The sequence below is a fragment of the Nocardiopsis codii genome, assembly GCF_036327455.1.
GTDB lineage: Bacteria > Actinomycetota > Actinomycetes > Streptosporangiales > Streptosporangiaceae > Nocardiopsis > Nocardiopsis codii.
The window spans coordinates 42,622-63,964 of record NZ_JAUZMY010000021.1 but is presented as its reverse complement, the minus strand read 5'-3'; the positions used below and the strand labels follow the sequence as shown (position 1 = coordinate 63,964).

Annotated in this window: 20 protein-coding genes and 4 tRNA genes; 6 read left to right on the top strand and 18 right to left on the bottom strand. The window is 71.0% G+C overall.

What is annotated here, in order from left to right; all coding sequences use genetic code 11:
• Positions 1-18 precede the first annotated feature (18 nt).
• The 4 genes from Q8791_RS20520 to Q8791_RS20505 all read right to left on the bottom strand — a co-directional run bounded on the left by Q8791_RS20520 (position 19) and on the right by Q8791_RS20505 (position 3,606).
• A complete protein-coding gene (locus Q8791_RS20520) occupies positions 19-753 on the bottom strand; it encodes a helix-turn-helix domain-containing protein (protein WP_330093378.1) in 735 nt (244 codons plus the stop codon).
• Between the two features lie 352 nt (positions 754-1,105).
• Positions 1,106-1,987 (bottom strand): helix-turn-helix domain-containing protein, encoded by an 882-nt coding sequence (locus tag Q8791_RS20515; protein WP_330093377.1) that lies wholly within the window; start codon positions 1,985-1,987, stop codon positions 1,106-1,108.
• Positions 1,988-2,002: 15 nt separating this feature from the next.
• Positions 2,003-2,782, bottom strand: a complete 780-nt coding sequence (locus Q8791_RS20510; RefSeq protein ID WP_330093376.1) for an ABC transporter permease — start codon at positions 2,780-2,782, stop codon at positions 2,003-2,005.
• On the bottom strand, positions 2,779-3,606 hold the full coding sequence (locus Q8791_RS20505; protein WP_330093375.1) for an ABC transporter ATP-binding protein: 828 nt from the start codon (positions 3,604-3,606) through the stop codon (positions 2,779-2,781). The genes Q8791_RS20510 and Q8791_RS20505 overlap by 4 nt, the downstream gene beginning before the upstream one ends.
• 179 nt (positions 3,607-3,785) lie before the next feature.
• Between Q8791_RS20505 and Q8791_RS20500 the strand changes: the two genes are divergently transcribed.
• Entirely contained in the window at positions 3,786-4,052 is a 267-nt protein-coding gene (locus Q8791_RS20500; protein ID WP_330093437.1) for a tyrosine-type recombinase/integrase, read from the top strand.
• Positions 4,053-4,128: 76 nt separating this feature from the next.
• Here the strand turns inward: Q8791_RS20500 and Q8791_RS20495 are convergent.
• From Q8791_RS20495 to Q8791_RS20480, 4 genes are all read right to left on the bottom strand, one after another.
• A tRNA-Phe gene (locus Q8791_RS20495) sits at positions 4,129-4,202 on the bottom strand.
• A 25-nt stretch (positions 4,203-4,227) separates the two neighbouring features.
• Positions 4,228-4,302: transfer RNA gene (locus Q8791_RS20490), tRNA-Asp, on the bottom strand.
• Between the two features lie 88 nt (positions 4,303-4,390).
• Positions 4,391-4,463: transfer RNA gene (locus Q8791_RS20485), tRNA-Glu, on the bottom strand.
• A gap of 107 nt (positions 4,464-4,570) precedes the next feature.
• Positions 4,571-6,103 carry a metallophosphoesterase family protein gene (locus tag Q8791_RS20480; RefSeq protein WP_330093374.1) on the bottom strand — a complete coding sequence of 511 codons (1,533 nt, stop codon included), beginning with the start codon at positions 6,101-6,103 and terminating at the stop codon, positions 4,571-4,573.
• 107 nt (positions 6,104-6,210) lie between these two features.
• Here Q8791_RS20480 and Q8791_RS20475 point away from each other — a divergent pair, with 107 nt between their 5' ends.
• Together Q8791_RS20475 and Q8791_RS20470 are read left to right on the top strand one after the other, a co-directional pair.
• Positions 6,211-6,561: a metallopeptidase family protein gene (locus tag Q8791_RS20475; protein ID WP_330093373.1), complete on the top strand. Its 351-nt coding sequence runs from the start codon at positions 6,211-6,213 to the stop codon at positions 6,559-6,561.
• 331 nt (positions 6,562-6,892) lie between these two features.
• Complete coding sequence (locus tag Q8791_RS20470) at positions 6,893-8,218, top strand: MFS transporter (RefSeq protein ID WP_330093372.1); 1,326 nt, start codon at positions 6,893-6,895, stop codon at positions 8,216-8,218.
• A 112-nt stretch (positions 8,219-8,330) separates the two neighbouring features.
• Here the strand turns inward: Q8791_RS20470 and Q8791_RS20465 are convergent, their stop codons facing one another.
• The 4 genes from Q8791_RS20465 to Q8791_RS20450 all read right to left on the bottom strand — a co-directional run bounded on the left by Q8791_RS20465 (position 8,331) and on the right by Q8791_RS20450 (position 11,736).
• Positions 8,331-8,591, bottom strand: coding sequence for a PspC domain-containing protein (locus Q8791_RS20465; protein ID WP_330093371.1), 261 nt, complete (start codon positions 8,589-8,591; stop codon positions 8,331-8,333).
• Positions 8,592-8,927: 336 nt separating this feature from the next.
• Positions 8,928-10,535 (bottom strand): MDR family MFS transporter, encoded by a 1,608-nt coding sequence (locus tag Q8791_RS20460; protein ID WP_330093370.1) that lies wholly within the window; start codon positions 10,533-10,535, stop codon positions 8,928-8,930.
• 55 nt (positions 10,536-10,590) lie between these two features.
• Complete coding sequence (locus tag Q8791_RS20455) at positions 10,591-11,205, bottom strand: TetR/AcrR family transcriptional regulator (protein ID WP_330093369.1); 615 nt, start codon at positions 11,203-11,205, stop codon at positions 10,591-10,593.
• Positions 11,206-11,349: 144 nt separating this feature from the next.
• The gene (locus Q8791_RS20450) at positions 11,350-11,736 is read right to left on the bottom strand and encodes a PPOX class F420-dependent oxidoreductase (protein ID WP_330093368.1); all 387 of its coding nucleotides are present in this window, start codon (positions 11,734-11,736) and stop codon (positions 11,350-11,352) included.
• A 308-nt stretch (positions 11,737-12,044) separates the two neighbouring features.
• Here Q8791_RS20450 and Q8791_RS20445 point away from each other — a divergent pair.
• A tRNA-Lys gene (locus Q8791_RS20445) sits at positions 12,045-12,120 on the top strand.
• 134 nt (positions 12,121-12,254) lie between these two features.
• Here the strand turns inward: Q8791_RS20445 and Q8791_RS20440 are convergent.
• The 6 genes from Q8791_RS20440 to Q8791_RS20415 form a co-directional block, all read right to left on the bottom strand.
• Positions 12,255-12,896: a response regulator transcription factor gene (locus tag Q8791_RS20440; protein WP_330093367.1), complete on the bottom strand. Its 642-nt coding sequence runs from the start codon at positions 12,894-12,896 to the stop codon at positions 12,255-12,257.
• Positions 12,889-14,259 carry a sensor histidine kinase gene (locus Q8791_RS20435; RefSeq protein ID WP_330093366.1) on the bottom strand — a complete coding sequence of 457 codons (1,371 nt, stop codon included), beginning with the start codon at positions 14,257-14,259 and terminating at the stop codon, positions 12,889-12,891. Before Q8791_RS20435 ends, Q8791_RS20440 begins: the two co-directional genes overlap by 8 nt.
• A 2-nt stretch (positions 14,260-14,261) precedes the next feature.
• Positions 14,262-14,963, bottom strand: coding sequence for an ABC transporter permease (locus Q8791_RS20430; protein ID WP_330093365.1), 702 nt, complete (start codon positions 14,961-14,963; stop codon positions 14,262-14,264).
• Between the two features lie 62 nt (positions 14,964-15,025).
• Entirely contained in the window at positions 15,026-15,943 is a 918-nt protein-coding gene (locus Q8791_RS20425; RefSeq protein WP_330093364.1) for an ABC transporter ATP-binding protein, read from the bottom strand.
• A gap of 471 nt (positions 15,944-16,414) precedes the next feature.
• Positions 16,415-17,140 (bottom strand): DUF3159 domain-containing protein, encoded by a 726-nt coding sequence (locus Q8791_RS20420; RefSeq protein WP_330093363.1) that lies wholly within the window; start codon positions 17,138-17,140, stop codon positions 16,415-16,417.
• Positions 17,133-19,019, bottom strand: coding sequence for a S9 family peptidase (locus Q8791_RS20415; protein ID WP_330093362.1), 1,887 nt, complete (start codon positions 19,017-19,019; stop codon positions 17,133-17,135). Before Q8791_RS20415 ends, Q8791_RS20420 begins: the two co-directional genes overlap by 8 nt.
• A 440-nt stretch (positions 19,020-19,459) precedes the next feature.
• On the opposite strand from Q8791_RS20415, the gene Q8791_RS20410 reads away from it, so the two are divergent.
• A complete protein-coding gene (locus tag Q8791_RS20410) occupies positions 19,460-20,650 on the top strand; it encodes a sensor histidine kinase (protein ID WP_330093361.1) in 1,191 nt (396 codons plus the stop codon).
• On the top strand, positions 20,625-21,227 hold the full coding sequence (locus Q8791_RS20405; RefSeq protein WP_330093360.1) for a response regulator transcription factor: 603 nt from the start codon (positions 20,625-20,627) through the stop codon (positions 21,225-21,227). Before Q8791_RS20410 ends, Q8791_RS20405 begins: the two co-directional genes overlap by 26 nt.
• The last annotated feature ends 116 nt before the right edge of the window (positions 21,228-21,343 follow it).

Sequence of the window (21,343 nt, the reverse complement as noted above, 5' to 3'; positions counted from 1 at the left end):
GGTGTCAGGGGTGTCCGGTCAGGTCTGTCCGTCACGTTCGCGGTCCGTCAGGAGTTCGCGTCCGACGCGCACCAGGACGTCGAGCTGGGCGGGGTTGAACAGGGCGGGCATCATCGCGACCACCGCCTCCACGATCCGGGGCGAGGCCGTGGGGAAGGAGGCCCAGTCCAGCTCGGGGTAGTCGGCGAGCTGCCGACGGGCCAGGGGGAGCATCAGCTCGGCGACGTCGCGCCGCCTCTGCTCGTCGGCGTCCGCCGACAGACTCGCGAACGCCTCGTCCGAGGGGTGCGGCTCGGAGTCCCGCAGCAGCTCGACGTAGGCCCCCGCCGTCTCCGGAGAGGTCACCCGCGTCATCACCAGGGCCAGTGAACGGTCCGTCTCCGTGAGCGTCCCGGCGACCGACGCGATTTCCACGGGCAGGTCCACGGGCAGCCGCTGCGACAGGATGAGGGACAGCTCGGAGCGCACCTCCTGGAGACGGTCCACCGCTGCCGCCAACTCGACGTCCAGCCGGCGCAGCGCCTCCTCGGGGGGCTCGCCGGTGTCCACCGTCTCCGCGATCTGCGCCAGCGACAACCCGATGTCCGCGAGCTTCCGGATGCGCAGGAGCCGCACCAGGTCCTCGGCGCCGTAGCGCTTGTAGCCGTTGGCGGCACGCTCGGGCTCTTCGAGCAGACCGATCCTGTGATAGTGCCGCACGGCCTTCACCGTGGTTCCGGCGAGTTCGGCAAGCTGACGGGTGCTCCACGCCATGGCTGCTCCTCCCTCAACGATCCAGCACCCCGTGTCCCGCGCTGGTAGGTGCCATTGCAGACCATGCCGTGGGGGCACGGTCAAGCCCGGCGGAGGACACCGAGCCCCGGACCGTCTCAGGAGGGGGCGTTCTCGACGCCTCTGACGTGCTTCTACGCCGCGTGGAACCCGTCCCGTGTGGCGAGTGACACCGCTGACCGCCGGGCACGCGGGAACGGCCCGGGGCCCGGGAGGCCGGTACCGCGGGGGCGGGGGAAGGAGGCCGATCAGGGGCGGTCCGGGAGGGACGGCCCCCGTCGGATGCCGGACCCCCGGTGTGCGCGTAGCCGGTTCCCAGAAGCGGGCCGCCGGGTCAACCGTCTGCGCGCCGCTGGCCCGCACCGCAGTGGCCGGACGTCTCCGACCGAGCCGCCTCCCCGGACGCACGCGCGGCGGCGATCTCCCCCTCCCCGGAGCACTCGTCGCGGAGCCTGGCGGAAGGCACGCGCTCAACGCGCGTCCAGCCCTTCCAGCCCCGCTCCCCCAGGATCGCCAGCAGCCGTTCCGCGACCGGTGAGGATTCGAGCATGGTGGAGTCCATCAGGTCGACGAAGGGGTCGTCCAAGCCGTCCTCCTGCAGTCCGTCGGCCTCCACGGCGCGGATCATCAACCCTTCCAGGATGTCGGCGATCCGGACGATCCGCGGGTCGTCGGCCGACCAGTCGAGCGCCTCGCTCACCAGGCGATAGAACTCCACCATGTCGGGATCGTCCAGCTCCCTGTGCTTCGTGGCGATCACGGCGTCGATCTTGTGCGGGATCTGGCCCGCGATCATGATCCACGCGTCCCGTTCCATTTCGATGTACCGCTCGTCGAGGCCGAGTCCGCGCAGCCGGTCGAGGTAGTCCACCACGCCCTGCGGGAGCGCCAGATGATCTCCGGCAGCGAGCCTGGCGAGCCTCTTGCGGGTGTCCTGCAGCCGACGCGCCTCGGCGCGCAGCTCCTTGTCGATCTCCCGAACACCCCTGAGGAACTCCTCCTGTCCGGCGTCGAGGAGCTCCTGCACCCGGGCCAGCGGCACTCCCGCGTCCGCCAGGGTACGGATACGGATCAGTCGCACGACCGCGTCGGCATCGTAGACCCGGTACCCGGAGCGGTCACGCGCGGGCTCGGGCAGCAGTCCGATCCGGTGGTAGTGGCGCACGGCCCGCACCGTCACCCCGGCGTAGGCAGCGAGTTGGCTGATGGTGAGCATGGATCCCAGACTGCCTCAGCCGGTCTTACGCCGGTAGACCACCATGGCGAGGGCGTAGAAGAGGACGAGGATGCCGACGCACCAGGCGAGGGCGGTCCACACCTCCCCGCCCACCGGTTCCTGCGCGAGAAGGTCGCGGATCGTGTTGACGATGGAGGTGACGGGCTGGTGTTCGGCGAACCACCGGACCGGGCCGGGCATCGACTCCGTCGGCACGAAGGCCGAGCTGAGGAACGGCAGGAAGATGAGCGGGTACGAGAACGCGCTCGCACCGTCCACCGTCTTCGCGGTCAGGCCGGGGATCACGGCCATCCAGGTCAGCGCCAGTGTGAAGACGACCAGGAGACCGGTCACGGCGAGCCACGCCCCAAGGCCCGCCCCCGAGCGGAAGCCCATGATCAGCGCGACGCCCACGACGACGCCGAGCGAGACCAGGTTGGCCACGAGCGAGGTCAACACGTGCGCCCAGAGCACGGACGACCGGGCGACCGGCATCGACTGGAACCGTTCGAAGATGCCGCCCTGCATGTCCAGGAACAACCGGAACGCGGTGTAGGCGATGCCGGACGCGATCGTGATGAGCAGGATGCCCGGCAGCAGGTAGTTCACGTACTCGGCGGCGCCCGCGCCGGATCCGGACCCGAGGTCGATCGCTCCGCCGAACACGTAGACGAACAACAGCATGAACGCGATCGGCATGATCGCGGTGGTGATGATGGTGTCGGGACTGCGCATGATGTGCCGCAACGAGCGGCCGGTGAGGACGGCGGTGTCGCCGAGGAAGTGCGTGTTCATCCCTGTTCCCTGATCGTCGGCGCCGACGCTGCCGGGCCGGTGGCGGTGTCCGTGCTGGTGGCGGTGGCGCCGTTGTCGCCGACGAGGGCCAGGAAGATGTCCTCCAGGGCGGGCTGCTTCTCGACGTACTCGACCTCGGCCGGCGGGAACTGCTTCTTGAGCTCGGCGAGGGTGCCGTTGACGATGATGCGGCCCCGGTGCAGGATCGCGATCCGCTCGGCGAGCTGTTCGGCCTCCTCCAGGTACTGGGTCGTGAGCAGCACCGTCGTTCCGTGCGAGGCCAGCTCCCTCACCGTCTCCCACACCTCGATGCGCGCCTGCGGGTCGAGCCCGGTGGTCGGCTCGTCCAGGAAGACGACGGGCGGGTTCCCGATCAGGCTCATCGCGATGTCCAGGCGGCGTCGCATGCCACCCGAATACGTCGCCACCCTGCGGCCCGCGGCCTCGGTCAGCGAGAACCGTGCCAGCAGGTCGTCCGCGACCGCGCCCGGGGTCGGCAGGTGTCGAAGCCTCGCGACGAGGACGAGGTTCTCCCGGCCGGTGAGGATCTCGTCCACCGCGGCGAACTGGCCGGTGAGGCTGATGGACTCGCGCACGTCCCGCGCCTGGGTGGCGACGTCGAAACCGTTCACCCGCGCCGTCCCGGCGTCCGCCCTCAGCAGGGTGGCCAGGATTCTCACCACGGTGGTCTTGCCCGCACCGTTCGAGCCGAGCAGTGCGAAGATGCTCCCCCGCGCCACCTCGAAGTCCACGCCCCGCAGCACGTGCAGGTCCTTGTAGGACTTCTCCAGGCCCTTGACGCTGATCGGGAAGTCGGGGGTCATGCGGGGGTCACCTCGTCCCCTGCCCGGGCGGGTTCTCGCCGCACGGGCCCGCCCACCGGATCACCCGCGGTTCTTTCGGCGAAAGGTGTCATCGTCTGCCTCCTGTCCGAGCCTCCCGCCCTCTGCGAAGCGGCTCCGGAACAACGATGGAGGGTTGACCCTGGGTCAAGGTCAAGACGCTGACCCGGCGAATCGGGAACGGCGACCGAAGCCCCCTGCCCCGGAGGCAGGCGGGGCAGCGGAGGGGCGGGAGGCTGGAGGGGACGCGCTTCCACGACCTGCGGCACACGTGCGTGACGCTGCTGCTGAACCTGGAGGTGCCGCCGCGGGTGGTCCGGGAGATCGTCGGGCACAGCGACATCGGGGTGACGATGACCATCTACGCGCACGCCCCGCCCGATGACAAGCGGAGGGCTCCGGGGAAGCTCGGGGACGCTCTCGGGTGACCCGGTTGCTGTCACGTAGCCGCCAAAAAAGCCCGGAGCCAAAGGGCTACCGGGCTTTGATGCTGCTCAATCTGGGTGGCTAGGGGCGGGGTCGAACCGCCGACCTTCCGCTTTTCAGGCGGACGCTCGTACCAACTGAGCTACCTAGCCGCACTCGCCGATCACTCGGCGACGGCGGTCCTGACGGGATTTGAACCCGCGGCCTCCACCTTGACAGGGTGGCGAGCACTCCTAACTGCTCCACAGGACCTTGTTCTGTTGTCGCGCCCGGCGCTCGACCTGGCGCGTTGTTGCGGTTCTTATTCTGCCAGACGTCCGACAGTGCTCGAACCGCGTCGTACCCCCAACGGGATTCGAACCCGCGCTACCGCCTTGAAAGGGCGGCGTCCTAGGCCGCTAGACGATGGGGGCCCGTGTGACAGGTCAAGCATAGGGGAGATTCCCACCAACGCCAAAGCGATTGCCTCTGTCGGAGCCCACCTCCACGACCTGCGCGAACGCTCGCGCACACACGGGCGCTACGGCGTGCGGCCGCCTTCGCCGCCCTCCGTCTCCGCGTCCTCCGGGGGGTCACCGACCGGACGGTCGGGGTCGGCCTCGATGTGCCGCTCGACCTGCGCGGACGTGAGTCCGATGCCGCCCAGATCGATGTCGTCGCGGGCCTGGAGGCGCCCGCTCTCGGCGTCGAAGTACAGCAGCGACGCCTGGTAGGGGGTCGGACGGTCCGGACCGTGATCAAGGCCACGCAGACCCGCACCCCCGGTGGAGCCCTGGACGAGGAACCGGGTGCCGAGATCGGTCAGCTCGGTGGACCTCAGGTGGTCCCCGCCCGTCAGCACGAGGGGCACCACCCCGTCGAACGCCTCCGCCTGCGTGCGCGTGTGCATGAGGACCACGTCCACGTCCTCGCGTGAGCCGATCACCTCACCGGCTTCCTCCTCGCCCTGGGCGGACACCCCGGCGGCGTCGGGGTTGAGGCGGGTGGCGTCGGGGGTGAACCGGGGGTCCCCCGAACCGTAGAAGGTGAGTCCGCCCACCTCCTCGATGCCGCCGTCGAGCACCACGGCGTTCGACTGGGCCTCGACCGCGCGCTGCGTGCCCATGGAGTCGTGCTGGCCGCGCACCCACACATACGGCACGTCGAGCTTGCCGATCTCGTCGGCGAACACGTCCTCGGTGGCGCTGCCGCGGTCGGTGAGGTCCCCGGAGTCCACGACCACGTCCACCCCGTACTGCTCCTGGAGGGTGCGGATGATGCTCCAGGACGCGGGGTTGAGCTGGATGTCCGACACGTGCAGCACACGGATCACCGACTCGTCCTCCTCGTACACGGGGAGGGTCGAGGTGGCCTCGTAGAGCATCGCGACGTTGCCGACCAGGCCCGCGAGCTGCTCCTGGTACTGGCTGAAGCGGCCCACCACCTCCTCGGCGCTGCCCACCACCTGCGGGGCGCCCGCGATCAGGCCGGTGTAGCGGGGTTCGGCGATGGCGCTCGGGTTGAAGGTGCCCGCCGCGGCGGCGCCGGAGGCCACCAGGACGGCGAGGGAGACCGCCGCGCTGCACGCGGCCCGGCGGGCGCTCCTGAAGAGCAGGAGGCCCATCAGGGCGGCGCCGAGGGTCGCTGCGAGGACTGCGCGGACCAGCAGCGCGACCACACCGTCGCGCAGGTCCGATCCGATGCCCGCGGCCATCCTGTTGATGGCGTCCGGGTCGGCGAACATCTCCTGGGCCGCCGACAGCCGGATGTCGGAGATCGTCGCCTCCAGCTTGAGGGGCGCGCTGTGCGTGTCGAAGGCGAGCTGGCCCAGCGGGGCCACGTCGACGACCGTCTCCCCGCGCCACTGGGGTGTCAGCCCCAGGGTGACGTCGGCGGGGCCGATGGGGGTGACCACCTGCCCGCCCAGCGCAAGGCCGAGCCAGCCCCCGACCAGGCCGGCGACGACGACGCACCCCCACCGCCACGTTCGCCCGGCGCGCATCCGGTCGAGGGAGACGCGGAGCCGCGCGAAGGCCCCACGGAGATCGTGACCGCGGATAGATTCCCAAGACAACACACCCCCATCATGCCGCCGACAGGGTTCGTTCCCAATATTTCCTCCCTTTCCAGAGTGTTATGTCGCTTGGGACGCGCTTCCGCCCCACCCCGGGAGGCAGCACAATGGCAGGCGTGGTTGAACTGACACGCAGGGCCTTCGAGGAGCTGGTCGTCGACGCCCTGGACGAGATCCCGTCCGAGTTGTCCCGGTTGATGGACAACGTGGTGATCACCGTGGAGGACGAGTCCCCGGACGGCCTGCTCGGCCTGTACGAGGGCATCCCGCTGACCGAGCGCGGCGATTCCTACTTCGGCGTCCTCCCGGATCAGATCTTCATCTACCGCCGGAACATCTGCGCGATCTGCGAGACCCCCGAGCAGGTGGTGGAGGAAGTCCTGGTCACAGTGGTGCACGAGATCGCGCACCACTTCGGGATCGACGACGCGCGCCTGACCGAACTCGGGTGGGGCTGACCCCTGCCCGGGGGCTCCGAATCCCGCCCCCGTTTTTCGGTACGGGGTTCCATTTTCAGTGCTCTGCGTACACATTCGGAAACCACTGCCCCGCAACCGAAACCCCGTGACGGCACCGCGATCGCACGTGTACACATTGTCACCAGCGAAAACATTCCGTGTGCACGCCGGATTCGACATTGCCGATTCGACCCGCCGTCCATTACCCGCAGCAACGAATCAGACACGAATGTGCCCAAGTGGCTTGCGAGGAAGCTCACCTTCCGGAACGGTTGGTCATTGAGACACGACACAGCGTGATTTCAACCCTGTAACAGTAAGGGAGTGCCGGGTGGCCAAACCGCGCCTCGACAACACACCTGACAACGGAGACCACGAGTCTTCGAGCGCCCCCGACCACGCGACCTCAGGCGAACCGGGCAAGGACGACTGGCGCAGCAGCTACCGCGACGTCATGGCGATCGGTGAGTTCCGCGCCATCTGGCTCGCCCACGCGCTCTCGATGATCGGCACCAACCTGCTGAACATCGCGACCACCATCCTCGTCTTCCAGGTGACGGGCTCCGCCCTCGCCGCCGGCGTCACCCTGGCCCTCACCTTCCTGCCGCCGATCATCAGCCCCCTGATCGCGGGGCTCGCCGACCTTTTCCCGCGGCGCCGGATGATGATCATCTGCGACCTCGCGCGCGCCGCCGTGATCGTGCTCATCGGAATCCCGGGCATGCCGATCTGGGCGATCTGGCTCCTGCTGTTCTGCTCGGTCCTTCCGTCCATCCCCTTCTCCGCGGCCCGCGCCGCCATGATGGCGGAGATCATCCAGGGCGAGCGCTACGTCGCGAGCACCGCCATCATCCAGCTGACCTCGCAACTGGGCATGCTCGCCGGACTCGTGGCGGGCGGGGTGATCGTCGCGCACGTCGGCCCCAACATCACCGTCATGTCGACCGGGATCCTGTTCGTCCTGTCCGCGGCCGTCGTGCTGATCGGGGTGCGGGCCCGCCCGGCACCCCGCGGCGAGAAGGAGGAGCGGCCCGGGTTCCTGGCCATGACCCGGGACGGCGCCAAGCTCGTCTTCGGCGACCCGCGGCTGCGCACCCTGGCGCTGCTCGCCTGGCTCGCCGGGCTCTACATGATCCCCTACGGGCTGGCCAACCCCATGGCCGCCGAGATCGGCGCCGGAGCGGCCGCGGCGGGGTTCATCATGGCCGGCTCGTCGATCGGCGCGTTCCTCGGCGGGTTCGTCCTCACCCGCCTGATCCCGCCGCCGACCCGTATGCGCCTGCTCGGGCCGCTGGCGGTGCTCACGTCGGTGCCGCTGCTGCTGTGGCTGTTCGACCCGCCGCTGTGGCTGATGGTGACCGCCCTCGCCCTCTGCGGCGTCGCGGGCTCCTACCAATTCGTGGCCAACGCGGCGTTCGTGCTGTGCGTGCCCCAGGAGGGCCGGGGACTGGCCTTCGGGCTGGTCGCGTCCGGGCTCCAGGCCGCGCAGGGCGTCGGCATCCTGCTCGCCGGGTTCTTCGCCGAGTTCTTCGGCACCGGCGTGGTCATCGTCTCGGCCGGTGTGCTCGGGGTGGGCTTCGCCGCGCTTCTGGCGATCCCGTGGTCACGCCTCTCGGGCGAGACCATCGCGCGGATGGACGCGACCGAGCGGCCCTAGCGCTCTCCGCGGCACTCCACGGAGGGTTCGCGGGCCTCCTCGGTCTCGCGTTCCTCCCGTGGGGAGCGGAGTTCGCGGCGTTCCCATCCCGGGTGTGCTCTGAGGGTCCACATCAGTTCTCGCTCGGCTTTCCTTGGAAGTTGCGGATGATCTGCTCCAGCAGGGAGCGCTGCTCGTTCGCGGCCGGCATGACCAGCCAGGCCAGGATGTAGACGAAGACACCGCTGAACCCGAAGAAGGTCAGGACCACGAGGACCAGACGGACGAGGGTGGAGTCGACCTTGAGGAACTCGGCGATGCCGCCGCAGACGCCGGCGAGGTAGCGGTCGGTCCCACTGCGTCGGAACCGCTTGCTCTGGTAGTTCTCGTTCATGTCTCCACCATGCCCCTTCCCCACGACGATTCCCATCGGGGACAGCCCTGGCCCTCCCCTGACATCCCCCCGACCCCTCTGGAGGGGCCGCCCGGGGGAGTCCGGACACCCCCGTGCAGGGTTCGACGGAACGGAGTCCCACGGCGTTCCTGAGGCGTGGGGCACATTCCGACACGGGATCACCGGACCGTCTCCCCACCTCCTCCCCCGAGGGCGACGCCTCACACCCCGCCCCGTGGTCAGGACGCTGGGAGTCGACGCCCTGAGGGGTGGCGGGCGGAGGGGGAACGTCGGCTGCGCCCGGGGCTCCCGCCCTGGCGACGGTGGGCCCCGGGGTCAGTCCCTGCCGGTGGTGAGCCCTCCGGCGGTGCCCTCCGACGTTCCGGTCTCGTCGGGCTCGTCGGCCTCCCCGGGGCGGCCGGGGATCTCGTCCTGACCGTGGCCGGGGACGCTGGTGGCCAGGGGCTTCTCCGTGATGAACCAGGAGAGCGCGAAACCGGCCAGGGCGACCGGGACCGCGTACAGGAAGATCGGCGGCAGGGCTCCCGCGAAGGCGTCGACGATGAACTCGCGCTGCGGCGCGGGCAGGCCCTGGAGCATCTGCGGGGTCATGGAACTGATCCCCGCCTCGCCGCCCCCGAACTCCACGCCACCGCCGGGCGCGCCCTCCAGTCGCTGGTTCAGGCGGGACACGAACAGCGACCCGAACACGGCGATACCGAAGGACGCGCCGATCTGCCGGAAGTAGTTGTTCGCCGACGTGGCGGCCCCCAGGTCGCGGCGGGGGGCCGTGTTCTGCACGATCAGCACCAGATTCTGCATCACCATGCCCACACCCAGGCCCAGGACCAGCATCGCCGTCCCGTTGTAGGCGTAGGGGGTGTCCGCGGTCATCCGGGACAGCAGGACCAGGCCCACCGTGATGAGGGCCGTGCCGATGATCGGCCAGTGCTTGTAGCGGCCGGTGGCGGAGATGAGTCGTCCCGTGGTGATGGTGCTGGTGAGCATCCCGGCCACCATGGGGAGCATGAGCAGGCCGGACTCGGTGGCGGACGCTCCGCCGACCATCTGCAGGAACGTGGGCAGGTAGGCGACCGTCGAGAACATCGCGATGCCGACGGTGACGCCCACCAGGGCCGTCAGGACGAAGTCGCGGTCCCGGAAGAGGCGCAGCGGGACGACGGGGTCGGCCGCGCGCCGCTCCACCACCACGAACAGCAGGCCGGAGACGACGGCGCCCGCGCCCAGGCCGATGATCTGCCAGTCGGTCCAGCCGTACGTGTGCCCGGCCAGGCTCGTCACCAGCACCAGGCAGACGCTCGTGGCGGCGAGCAGTGCCGTGCCCGCGTAGTCCAGCCGGGGCCGGGGCCCGGCCGGCTTGGGCAGGTGGATCACGGCCAGCGCCGTGACCAGCGCGACCGCTCCCAGCGGCAGGTTGATGTAGAAGATCCAGCGCCAGTCCAGCTGGTCGGTGAAGAACCCTCCGAGGAGCGGTCCCGTGATGGCGGAGACGCCGAACACGGCGCCCATGACCCCCATGTACCTGCCGCGTTCGCGGGGCGAAACCACGTCGCCGATGATCGCCTGGGCGCTGATCATCAGGCCGCCGCCACCGATGCCCTGGACGGCGCGGAAGACGATGAGCTGGGTCATGTTCTGCGCCAGGCCGGACAGGACCGATCCCAGCAGGAACACCGCGATGGCGAAGATGTACACGTGGCGGCGGCCGAAGACGTCCCCGGCCTTGCCGTAGACGGGCATGCCGACCGTGGCCGCGAGCATGTAGGCGGTGACGACCCAGGACAGGCGCTCCAGGCCGTCGAGTTCGCCGACGATCGTGGGCAGGGCGGTGGCGACGATGGTCTGGTCGAGCGAGGCCAGCAGCATCGTCAGGATGATCGCCAGGAGGATCCAGCGCAGCCGGGTGGGACTGGTGGTGGGCATAGACGGTTCCGTTCGCCTGCTGGGAGACCTCGGACGGGCGGCGTGCCCGGGCCGGTCAGTCCGTGTTCGAAGGGGGCGCGAAGGTCTCGCCGAGGCGGCGGAACGCCTCTCGGATCTTGGCGCGGACGTCCGCCGGCTCCTCGGTCTCCGAGTAGTGCAGACGCTTCATGGTGTGGCGCATCACCGCCATGCTCGCCGCGGCGAGCAGCTGCGGCCGGTCGTCCTCGGGGTCCGCGCCGGTCCGCTCGGCGATGGCCCCGGCCAGCTCCAGCTCCACGTTGTGGAAGCGGGCGAGCAGTCCTCGCACGAGCTGGGGCTCGCGTTCCGTGAGTTGCTTGCGCAGGAGCATGTCGGCCCGCTGGGTGGCGAGGTCCTCGGTGCTGACCAGGAACGTGATCAGCACCGTGATGAGGTCCTCGACGAAGTCCCCGGTGGGGCCGCCGTCGACGAACGCCTGCCGCACCTGCTCGTCGGGGGTCGCGGGAACGTCACCGAGGAGGGCCTCCTCCTTGGTGGCGAAGTAGTTGAAGAAGGTGCGCGTCGAGACGTCCGCCTCCACGGCGATCTCCTCGACCGTCACGTTCTCCAGGCCGCGTTCCAGGGTGAGGCGTATGCCGGCCTCCTGGAGGGCGCGGCGGGTCGCCCGCTTCTTCCGTTCCCGAAGTCCCATGCTGGTCCTCCCCGTACACGGCCAACCTTTGCAGACCATGCAATATTTCTCAACGAGTGTGCTCCGCGGCGGCGCCGGAGCCGCCCGTGCCGGGGAGTGCGCGACTCCGCCGGAGCGGAGCCGCGCCCGTGTCCTACCGACTGCCTACCGGCCCACGAAACGTGAGGGCCGAACGTAGACAATGACACGTTTCTCGGCGGGGTCGCCCCAGGGGTACGGGGTGCCCATGTACTTCTGGGACATCTCGTCGATGAAGGCCTTGCCCTCGTCCTCCTCGATCCTGTCCACCACGCCGCGGACCTCCACGTACATGTAGGGGTCGTCGGGGTCGGTGGCCGACACCGCGATCCGCCCGTCGCGTTCGAGGTTGTGCAGCTTCTGCCTCGTGGTCGTCTGGCTGAACCTCAGGAACTCCCCGTCCCAGTCGATCCACACCGGGCTCGACTGGGGCTCGCCATTCGGTCCGAGTGTGGCCACGTGCCCGAACGCGGGCTTGCGCAGTACCGCCTGCTGTTTCTCCGAGAACGCCATGCCGCTCCTTGGTCGTCGCTCCTCGGCCGCCGAACCACGGCCGTCGGTCTGTGGCCGGTCTCCCGACTGTCCGAGTACACCAACAGTGCCCGTCCCCCGCCCGGCGGCGCGCCCGGCCAGGCGGTCCGGGCCTGCGGGGCGGCGCCCGGGAGCACCCTGCCGGAGCCGCCTCCCGCCCCGCCCCGGCGGCGGGAACCGGCTCCGGAGCGGTGTGACGAAACGGGCTGAAACCGTTACTCCGCGCTCGCCGCGGCCCTGCGGTACAGTTGTCCCGGCGATGCCCGGTGCCCGTGGCCCGGCCGTGTCGTGGGGCCTTAGCTCAACTGGCAGAGCAGCGGACTTTTAATCCGCGGGTTCAGGGTTCGATCCCCTGGGGCCCTACCAGAGGAAACCCCAGGTCAGAGCGCACTCAACACCGCTCAGACCTGGGGTTTTCGCGTGTCCTGGGCCCGGAGGCGAAGGCCGGTGCCCCCCTGTTCCAGGGCTTCGCACCACGAGGACCACCGGTACCACCGGGCTCACCCGTCGCCCAGGTCCAGGAGACCCCGCCGGAAGCCCACCGCGACGGCGGCGGCCCGGTCGTTGACGCCGAGCTTGCCGTAGATGTGCAGGACGTGGGTCTTGACCGTGGCCTCGCTGATGAACAGGCGGGCCGCCGCCTCCCGGTTGGTGGAGCCGCCGGCGATGATCCGGAGGACCTCCAGTTCGCGGTCGCTCAGGGACACGGCGGGCTCGCGGACCCTGCCGACCAGCCGGGTCGCCACCAGTGGGGAGAGCACGGTCTCGCCGCGCGCGGCCAGGCGGACGGCGCGCGCCAGCTCCTCGGGCTGGACGTCCTTGAGGAGGTACCCGGTGGCCCCGGCCTCGATGGCGGGACCGACGTCACCGTCGGTCGCGTAGGTGGTCAGGACCAGGACACGGGCCGGAAGTCCCAGTCGGGCCAGCTCACGGATGGCGTCCACTCCCCCTGTCCCCGGCATGCGCAGGTCCATGAGGACGACGTCGGGTCCCAGGGACCGCGCGAGCTCGACGGCACGGGCGCCGTCGCCGGCCTCCCCGACGACCTCGAACCCCGGATCACCGGCCAACATGCCCCGGATGCCGTCCCGGACGACGGGGTGGTCGTCGACGATCAGAACGCGGATGGGGGGTTCACTCACCGGGGGACTCCCTCGGAACGGCCGGAACGGCGGCGGAGACCGCCGTTCCGGCACCGGGTTCGGACTCGATCTCCAGGGTGCCCGCCAGGCGGGCCACCCGCTGCCGCATCGACGTCAGGCCGAATCCGCCGTTCGCGCCGTCGTCACCGGGTGCGCCGCGGGGACCCCGAACCGCATCCGGGGCCGGCGCGGGGTCGGAGGCCGGTACAAAGCCCACACCGTCGTCGCGCACGTCCATGACGACCACGTCCTCCATGTACGACAGGGTCACCCCGACCCGGGTGGCCCGGGCGTGCCTGGCCACGTTGGCCAGGGACTCCTGGACGGTGCGCAGCAGGGCGGCCTCGACCTCACCGTGCAGCGGGCGGACCGGGCCGGTCGCGGTGAAGTCGGCGTGCACCCCGTTGAGCCGGGCCCACTCGGCCGTGAGGTCGGCCAGGGCGTCGGGCAGCGGAGCGGCCTCCAGGGGCGCCGGGCCCAGGGCGTGCACGGACCGGCGCGCCTCCGCCAGGTTCTCCCGGGCCAGACGGGTGGCGTTGGCGACCCGGAGCCGCCACTCGGCACCGCCCCGCTCCACCTCGTCGGCGGTGCCGGCGCCGCGCGCGGAGACCGTGGTGCCCTCCGTGGAGCTCCCGGCCCCTCCCCCTGCCCGTTCGGCCGCCTGGAGCTGGGTAATGATGCCGACGAACCCCTGGGCCAGGGTGTCGTGGATCTCCCGGGCCATGCGTTCGCGTTCGTCGTGCATCCCGGCCTCGCGCGCCTGGACCAGCAGCTGGGCGTGGAGGCCCTCGTTCTCCCGGATGGTCTCCCGCAACCGCGCCACCATCCGCCTGTACTCGTCGCCGCGTTCCGTGGTGACCTCGCCGAGGTGGCTGAACACCGCGACCAGGACGACCATGGAGGCGACGAAGAACAGGTACAGGAGGACCGAGGCGGGGGCGGGCTCGGGAAGCCCGCCCATGTAGGCGGTGACGGTGGCGGCGGCGGTGGCAGCCACCCCCGCGAACCTCCACCGGCCCCGGAGGAACTCCCAGGAGTACACGTAGCCCGCGAAGCCGAAGAAGCCCGCGAACCAGACGCTGCGGGTGCTGAGCACGGCGATCATCACGATCAGGGCGGCGACGAAGGCGGGCAGCAGCCCCGGGCGGTGGGCCCGGTCGGGGTTCAGGCGGTTCATCGTCCACATGAGGACCGCGGTGAGGGCCACCAGGCCGAGTGTCTCCAGGAGCCGCGCCCGGGACAGGTCGTGGGTGACCAGGGTCAGGGCGGTGGAGGCCGCCAGGAGGACGTACGGCACGGAACCCGTGAGACGGCGCAGCCGCTCCTCCCGCAGGTCGAGGTCGCGTTCCGACACCGTCTCCATGCTCACTCCCAGCGGAAGGACCTGGCCGCGACGAGGCTGGTGGCCGCGGCGTACACGGCCATGGTGACCAGGGGCGGCAGACCGAGGGCTCCGCCGCTCCAGACGTCGTGGAGGCTCTGCCGCAGGGCGCCCAGCGGCGTGTACCCGCCGGCGAGCGCCAGGATATCGGGCATGTGGTCGACGGGCTGCATGAGTCCGCCCAGGTAGGCCAGCGGGAAGAAGAGCAGCACGCCGAAACCGTTGGCGGACCGCCCGTTGGGGGCGAGCGCCGCGATGAGCAGGCCCACGGAGAACAGCGCGGCCGTGCCGAGCAGGAAGGCGGCCAGGAACCGCAGGGGCACGGGCGACCGGGCCCCGAGGACGCCGACCCCGACGACGAGCAGCAGGAGCACCGCGACCACGGTGAGGACCAGCTGGAGCAGGAGCTGCACGGTGAGCAGGCTGCCGGGGCGGACCGGGGTCACCGAGAGCCTGCGCAGGACGCCCCTCTCCCGGTAGGTGGCCAGGGTCGTGGGCAGCAGGTACAGGCCGACCATGCCGATCGCCAGGGTGACCGCCATCGGCAGGAGGACGGTGTCCCCCTCCGTGATCGCACCGCCGAACACGAGGAGGATGAAGAGGGGGATGAGCAGGGCGAACACGGCGCCCGGTTCGCGCACCAGCAGCTTTGTCTCGACGGTGGTGAGCTTGACGAGGGACTTCACGGCGGTTCTTCCGTTCGTGGGGGTGGGTCGGGCCGTTCGGGACCGGTCCCGGCGCGGGTCGGTCAGACCTGGAGGGAGCGTCCGGTCAGAGCGATGAAGGCGTCGTCCAGGGTGTGCTTGTCGATGCGCAGGTCCCGGACGGTGACGTACTCGCGGGCGAGGGAGGCGGTGACAGCCGTGGCGAAGTCGCCGCGCCCGGCCACGACGACCAGCTCGCCGGTGCGGGACACCGAGGCCACCCCGTCGAGGTTCCCCAGCAGGCGGACCGGTTCAGCGGCGGTCCCCTCCATGAGCCGGAAGCTCATCCGGTACTCGGCGTCGACACCGTCGATCAGGCTCTCGGGGCTGTCGAGGGCGACGATGCCGCCCCGGTCGAGAATCGCGACCCGGTCGCACAGCTCCTCGACCTCGTCCATGAAGTGGCTGACCAGGACCACGGTCACGCCCTCGGCGCGGACCCGCCGGACCAGTTCCCAGGTGGCCCGGCGCGCCTGGGGGTCGAGCCCGGTGGTGAGCTCGTCGAGGAACGCGACCTTCGGGTCGCCGACCAGGGCCAGGGCGATGAACAGGCGCTGCTTCTGCCCGCCGGACAGCTTGGAGAACCGCGCGTTCCGCTTGTCGGCGAGACCCCACTGCTCCAGCAGCTCGCGCCAGTCGCGGGGCCTGTCGTAGAACGAGGCGTAGAGGTCCAGGGCCTCCCACACCTTGATGTTCTCGGGGAGCTGCGTGTGCTGGAGCTGGACGCCGATGTGCTCACGGAGCCGCGCGCCCTGCCGGAGCGGGTCGAACCCGAGCACCCGCACCGTCCCGGAGTCAGGACGCCGCAACCCCTCCACGCACTCGACGGCGGTGGTCTTGCCCGCCCCGTTGGGACCGAGTATCCCGAAGACCTCCCCCTCCTCCACGGAGAAGGAGACCCGGTCCAGGACCGCCTGGTCGTCGTACCTCTTGCTGAGCTCTTCGACCTCGATGATCGCCATACCCGCAAGCCTGGCCGACCGGGTCCCGGGGCGGATCGCCCGTCCGACTCCGATCCCGCGCGGATCCGGTCGACCCGCGGCATCCACCGAACGGTGGATGCCGCCTTCCCGGACACGTCGCGGGCCCCACCGATCACGAGGAGTGGTCGATGGTCCGCTCGAACGCGCCCAGCGGTCGAACGACGGGGCCTTGGACCGTGGCCATGGTGGCGGTCACCTCTCTCGCATGTTCACGACGGTGTCCTGAGCACGGAGGTCCGGGGACGGAACAGGGCCACCGGGCTCCCGCACGTCCCCGGCCGGCCGCTCCGGCGCCGGTTCCGTGCTGTGGAGCGGGTACGACCGGTGGACTCCATGCCGCTGCGGCACACAACCCCCTGCCGGGGTCGTGCGCCGGATCATGTCGGTGGCGGATGCGGTGGTCCGCGGGGCCGGGGCGGTCGGGGCCCCGGCCCGTCGCGGGCGGGCCGGTCAGGTCCGGGTGGTGCTCCCCGTGTCGCCGTCGCCGATAAGGCGCTTGGTGGAGCGGCGGAAGGCCCAGATGACGACGACGGCGGCCAGGGCCGTCAGGGGGAAGCCGGTGACGGTGTCGGCGATGGCCAGGCCGGTGGTGGAGTCGGCGAGGTAGAGCCACTGGCGGACGATGAACCGGCCGGCGAACACGGCCGTGACGGCGAGGGTGGCCAGGTCGTGGATGCGCAGGGTGGGCCGGTCCTGGCGCCAGGGGTGGGTGCCGCCGTGCACCGCGTTCCAGATGACCCCGGTCAGGGGGCGGCGCAGCACGAGCGAGACGAGCGTGACGACGGCCCCGGCCAGGGACGCCCAGATCCCGATGAGGAAGAAGTCGTTGGCCGACCCGGTCCAGGCGGAGATACCGCCTGCGACGGCGACGCCGAGTACGCCGCCGATCGCCGAGCCGAAGCCCTCTCCGCGCCACATCCGGAACACGGCGAGCGCCAGGGCGATCGCGATCGCCACCGCGACGGCCGTCGTCAGCGGGACGAAGGGCACGGCCGCGGCGAAGAGCACGACGGGCAGGGCCGAGTACACCATGCCGGACGGTCCGCCCATGCCGTCCATCACGGCCTGCTTCAGGTCGACGGGCGGCTCGGCCCGGGTGGTTTCCTCGGTGGTCTCCGGGGCGATGGGGTGGGTGGTCTCGTCGGTGGTGTCCGGGGCGGTGCGGTGGTCAGCCATGGTCCTTCCGTCCTCCCAGGTACTGGGTGAAGAAGCGCTCGGCGGCACCGAACGCGGTGATCAGGTTCTCGGGGTTCACGAGGTCGTGGCCCTCGTCGTCGAAGACGATGTACTCCGTGGCGACGCCTCGTGCCCGGAGCGCGTCGACGATCTGGTCCGACTCGGCCCGCACGACGCGGGCGTCGTTGGCTCCCTGCACGACCATCAGCGGGGCGGTGATGTCGTCCACCCGGGAGATCGGCGAGCGGGCCAGCATGTCGGCCTCCTGCTCGGGGACGTCCGGGTCGCCGACGTAGCGGTACCAGTTGTTGACCAGCGCCGGCCGGACGAACTCCGGCTGGGTCCGCATGAAGGTGGCGAGGTTCGAGATGCCGACGACGTCGACGGCCGCGGCGAAGCGGTCCGGGGTGAACGCGGCCCCCACCAGCGCGGCGTAGCCGCCGTAGGAGCCGCCGAAGATCCCGACCCGGTCAGGATCGGCGTAGCCCTGCTCGACGGCCCAGTCGACGGCGTCGATGAGGTCGTCGTGCATCTTGCCCGCGAACTCGCCGATCGCGGCCTGCATGTGCGCCTTGCCGAACCCGGCCGAACCGCGGAAGTTGACCTGGAGCACCGCGTAGCCCCGGTTGGCCAGCAGCTGGACACCCGCGTTGAACCCCCAGGCGTCGCGGGCCCAGGGTCCGCCGTGGACCATCAGCACCATCGGCAGCCCGGAGGGCTCGACGCCCACGGGCAGTGTCAGATAGGAGGGCAGTTCCAGCCCGTCGCGGGCGGTGACGGTGACCGGCCGCATCGGGGCCAGCGACTCCGGGTCCAGGTGGGGGTAGGGCCGGAACAGCAGACGGTGCTCCCCGGTGGCGTGGTCGTAGAACCACGTCGCCCCGGGATCGCGGTCGTGCGTGAAGGAGACGATCCAGCGCCGCCCGCTGTCGTCGCAGGACAGTGCGCCGACGTCGCCCTCGGACAGCTTCTCCAGGTTCGCCAGGACCTCGGCGAAACCGGGGTCCAGGGCATGGATGACCTGGCGTTCCCCGAGGTAGCGCACGCCGAGCAGTTCGCCCCGCCGGTCACGGATCAGGGGCGGGGGCAGGACGGGGAAGACCTGCGCACGCATGTCGAGGTCCAGGACCGGGTGGCTGTCGACCTCGGTCTCCTCACCCGTGGCCAGGTCGACCCGGACCAGCCGGGTGCGGTCGCTGCCCCGGTTCGAACCGACCCACAGGCCGGTCCCGTCCGGGGTGGGCTCGAACGGGAAGACGCCCACCGGGTAGTCGGCTCCCTCCCACACGAGGATGCGGTGGCGGGCGCCCGTCCCGGGGTCCTGCCGGGAGATCTCCTGGTCGCCCTCGGCGGTCAACCCGGCGACGAACCACTCGTCGCCGACCTGGAACAGCCCCTGCCCGGGGCCGGGGCTCCGGGCCAGCATCACGAGCTCGCCGGTGGCCACGTCGACCTCGTGGACGTCGAACTCCGCGGCCGTCCTGGCGTTCATCGACAGGGTCATCCTTCCCGGCCGCCCTCTGGAGGGCTCGAAGCTCACGACCCTGGCGCCGGGGAACGGGGTGAGGTCGACCGCCTCGCTTCCCGGGGTGTCCAGGTCGACCCGGAACAGGTGCCAGTTCTCGTCGCCGCCGCTGTCCTGGGTGTAGAGGAGCCAGCGCGGGTCGTCGGTCCACTCGTAGTTCTGCACGCTGCGGGTCTCGTCGGCGGTCACGCAGCGGGGCTCGTCGGCGCCGTCGAGGTCCTGGACCCAGATGTTGAGCCGGTTCTTCCACGGGGCCAGGAAGGCGATCCGGGTGCCGTCGGGAGAGATGGACGCTCGTGCCCGCTCGGGAGAGCCGAAGAGGTCCTCGACCGTGTAGAGGTCGGGCAGTGCCATGTCGTTCCTCTCGTTCGTGTCCGGTGCCGCGGGGCGGACCGCGGGATCGACTCTCAGTGTTCCTGCCGCTCCGGGGAGCCACCAGTGACACCGCGTCATGTCTTCACCCCGAGGAATGTCATGGCGGGCGGTGACGCGGCCTCCACGGCGGACGAGCGCGTGGCCGGTCGGGCCGGCTGTCGGAGGCTCCGTGTGCGGGAGGCGGCCCGCCGGTCCTCCGGCGGGACCTCGCCACCGCGCCGGCGTGACGCCTCCTCGGCCCAGGGCATGACGCGGTGTCACTGTCGGCGGCGCGGAGCAGGATGAATACTGGTGCGGACTCTGCAGTCCGATCCCGGAGGGCCGTCCATGGACCCCCGTTCCCGCGTACCCCGGCGAGGGCCGGCGCAGCCGCCTTGCCCGGGGTCCGCGCGGTGTTCCCCGCCCCTGGCGGTGGACCGGTGAGCCCGGCCCCGGCAGGGGACGGCACGGTGTCCGAGCAGGCCGACACGGCTCAGGGGCAGCTGCGCACGCTCAACCTCAACATCGTCTCGGCGTCGCTCTCCACCGTGGGGGCGCTCCTGGTGGTGATCGACGCACGGACCTGGGACCAGGCCGTCGTTCTGACCCTGGGGCTGGTGACGGCGCTGATGACCTTCTCGCGGTGGACGGCGGGCCGTACGCGCGTCGCCTACCCGTCCCTGGTCGTCACCGCGGCGGTGTGGCTCGTCGGAGTGCTGGTGACGGAGAGCGCCACGGCCTCCTACGGCCTCGCGGTCGTGACCGCCGTCGTCGCCCACCAGCTGCCGGGCCGCCGCCGCGCGGTCGCCCTGGCGGTGACCGCCTTCGTCTCCGCGGTGCTCGCGGCGAAGCTGCTGATCGAGCCGGGGGACGTTCTCGGCGTCCTGGTCCAGTACGTCCTCGTCTCCGCGGCGGTCGCCCTGGTGGCGGTCGTCCTCACGGCCCTCCACCAGGTGGTCTTCGGCCTCGCCGCCGAGCTGGAGGAGGCGCGGAGGCGCGAGGCGGAACTGGCCGTCGCACGGGAGCGGGTGCGCTTCGCCGGCGACCTGCACGACATCCAGGGCCACACGCTCCACGTGGTCAAGCTGAAGACCGCCCTGGCGCGGAAACTGGTGCGCTCAGACACCGGTCGGGCGGAGGAGGAGCTCCGGGAGATCCACGCCCTGGTCGGCGACACCATCGCGCGGACCCGTGAACTCGCCTACGCTCAACGGCGGCTCAACCTGTCGGCGGAGCTGGAGAACGCCAAGAACCTCTTCGAGGCCGCGGGCATCCGCGTACGGGTCGACCGTGAGGACGACGTCGACCCGCGTGCGGGCGAGATGCTCGGCCAGGTCCTGCGGGAGACCACCACCAACATCCTGCGCCACGCCCAGGCCTCACAGGTGCGGGTCACCCTCACGAAGGCGGGCATCACCATCGCCAACGACGGCGCCCGGGAGGCCTCCCTGCCGGCGCTCGGCGGGCTCGCCACCCTCAGGGAGCGGCTGGAGGGCGAGGGCGGCGAGCTGACCGCGGCCCTGGAGGACGGGCGGTTCCTGACCGCCGCGATGTTCCCGAACCTGCGCTCCGAGGCGCCCCTCGGACAACCCGGAAGGACGACCGATGACCACCGTGGTGCTCGCCGATGACGAGGCCCTGCTCCGCAAGGCGCTGGCGTCGCTGCTCCCCCTCGAGGGGGAGATCACCGTGCTCGCCGAGGCGGAGGACGGCGCGACGGCCGTGCAGGCCACACTGCGACACGATCCCGACGTGCTCGTCATCGACCTGGAGATGCCCGGCGTGGACGGGCTCGGCGCCGTCGCGGAGATCCGCCGCGACCGGCCGGACCAGGTGATCCTCATGCTGACCCGCCACGCCAGGCCCGGGGTGCTCCGCAAGGCCCTGAAGCTCGGGGTCCAGGGCTTCGTGAGCAAGTCGGCGGAACCGGCGCACATCACCTCGGTCATCAAGGCCCTGCACGAGGGCAGGCGGTGGATCGACCCGGACGTCTCCGCGCTCGCCCTCGTCGACGACTGCCCGCTCACCGACCGGGAGGTCGACGTCCTGCGGGCGACCGGCGGAGGCTACTCGGTGGCCGACATCGCGGGCCAGCTCCACCTGGCGGAGGGCACCGTGCGCAACTACCTCTCGAACGCCATGCAGAAGACCCAGACCCGGACCCGGCACGAGGCCGCCCGGTACGCGCGCGAACACGACTGGCTGTAGGGGCGGGCCGAGACCGGCGCGGACGGCTCCCCGGGCGGCGGTCCGGCGCCGACGAGCGCGGGCGCCCGGGGGCTGGGCCGCGGCTGTCCCGCGTCCCAACTCCTCCGGAGCGTCGG

Coding starts and splice junctions, on each gene's coding strand:
- Q8791_RS20520 (WP_330093378.1), bottom strand. CDS start 753: ATGGCGTGGAGCACCCGTCAGCTTGCCGAACTCGCCGGAACCACGGTG.
- Q8791_RS20515 (WP_330093377.1), bottom strand. CDS start 1,987: ATGCTCACCATCAGCCAACTCGCTGCCTACGCCGGGGTGACGGTGCGG.
- Q8791_RS20510 (WP_330093376.1), bottom strand. CDS start 2,782: ATGAACACGCACTTCCTCGGCGACACCGCCGTCCTCACCGGCCGCTCG.
- Q8791_RS20505 (WP_330093375.1), bottom strand. CDS start 3,606: ATGACCCCCGACTTCCCGATCAGCGTCAAGGGCCTGGAGAAGTCCTAC.
- Q8791_RS20475 (WP_330093373.1), top strand. CDS start 6,211: ATGGCAGGCGTGGTTGAACTGACACGCAGGGCCTTCGAGGAGCTGGTC.
- Q8791_RS20465 (WP_330093371.1), bottom strand. CDS start 8,591: ATGAACGAGAACTACCAGAGCAAGCGGTTCCGACGCAGTGGGACCGAC.
- Q8791_RS20460 (WP_330093370.1), bottom strand. CDS start 10,535: ATGCCCACCACCAGTCCCACCCGGCTGCGCTGGATCCTCCTGGCGATC.
- Q8791_RS20455 (WP_330093369.1), bottom strand. CDS start 11,205: ATGGGACTTCGGGAACGGAAGAAGCGGGCGACCCGCCGCGCCCTCCAG.
- Q8791_RS20450 (WP_330093368.1), bottom strand. CDS start 11,736: ATGGCGTTCTCGGAGAAACAGCAGGCGGTACTGCGCAAGCCCGCGTTC.
- Q8791_RS20435 (WP_330093366.1), bottom strand. CDS start 14,259: ATGGAGACGGTGTCGGAACGCGACCTCGACCTGCGGGAGGAGCGGCTG.
- Q8791_RS20425 (WP_330093364.1), bottom strand. CDS start 15,943: ATGGCGATCATCGAGGTCGAAGAGCTCAGCAAGAGGTACGACGACCAG.
- Q8791_RS20420 (WP_330093363.1), bottom strand. CDS start 17,140: ATGGCTGACCACCGCACCGCCCCGGACACCACCGACGAGACCACCCAC.
- Q8791_RS20415 (WP_330093362.1), bottom strand. CDS start 19,019: ATGGCACTGCCCGACCTCTACACGGTCGAGGACCTCTTCGGCTCTCCC.
- Q8791_RS20405 (WP_330093360.1), top strand. CDS start 20,625: ATGACCACCGTGGTGCTCGCCGATGACGAGGCCCTGCTCCGCAAGGCG.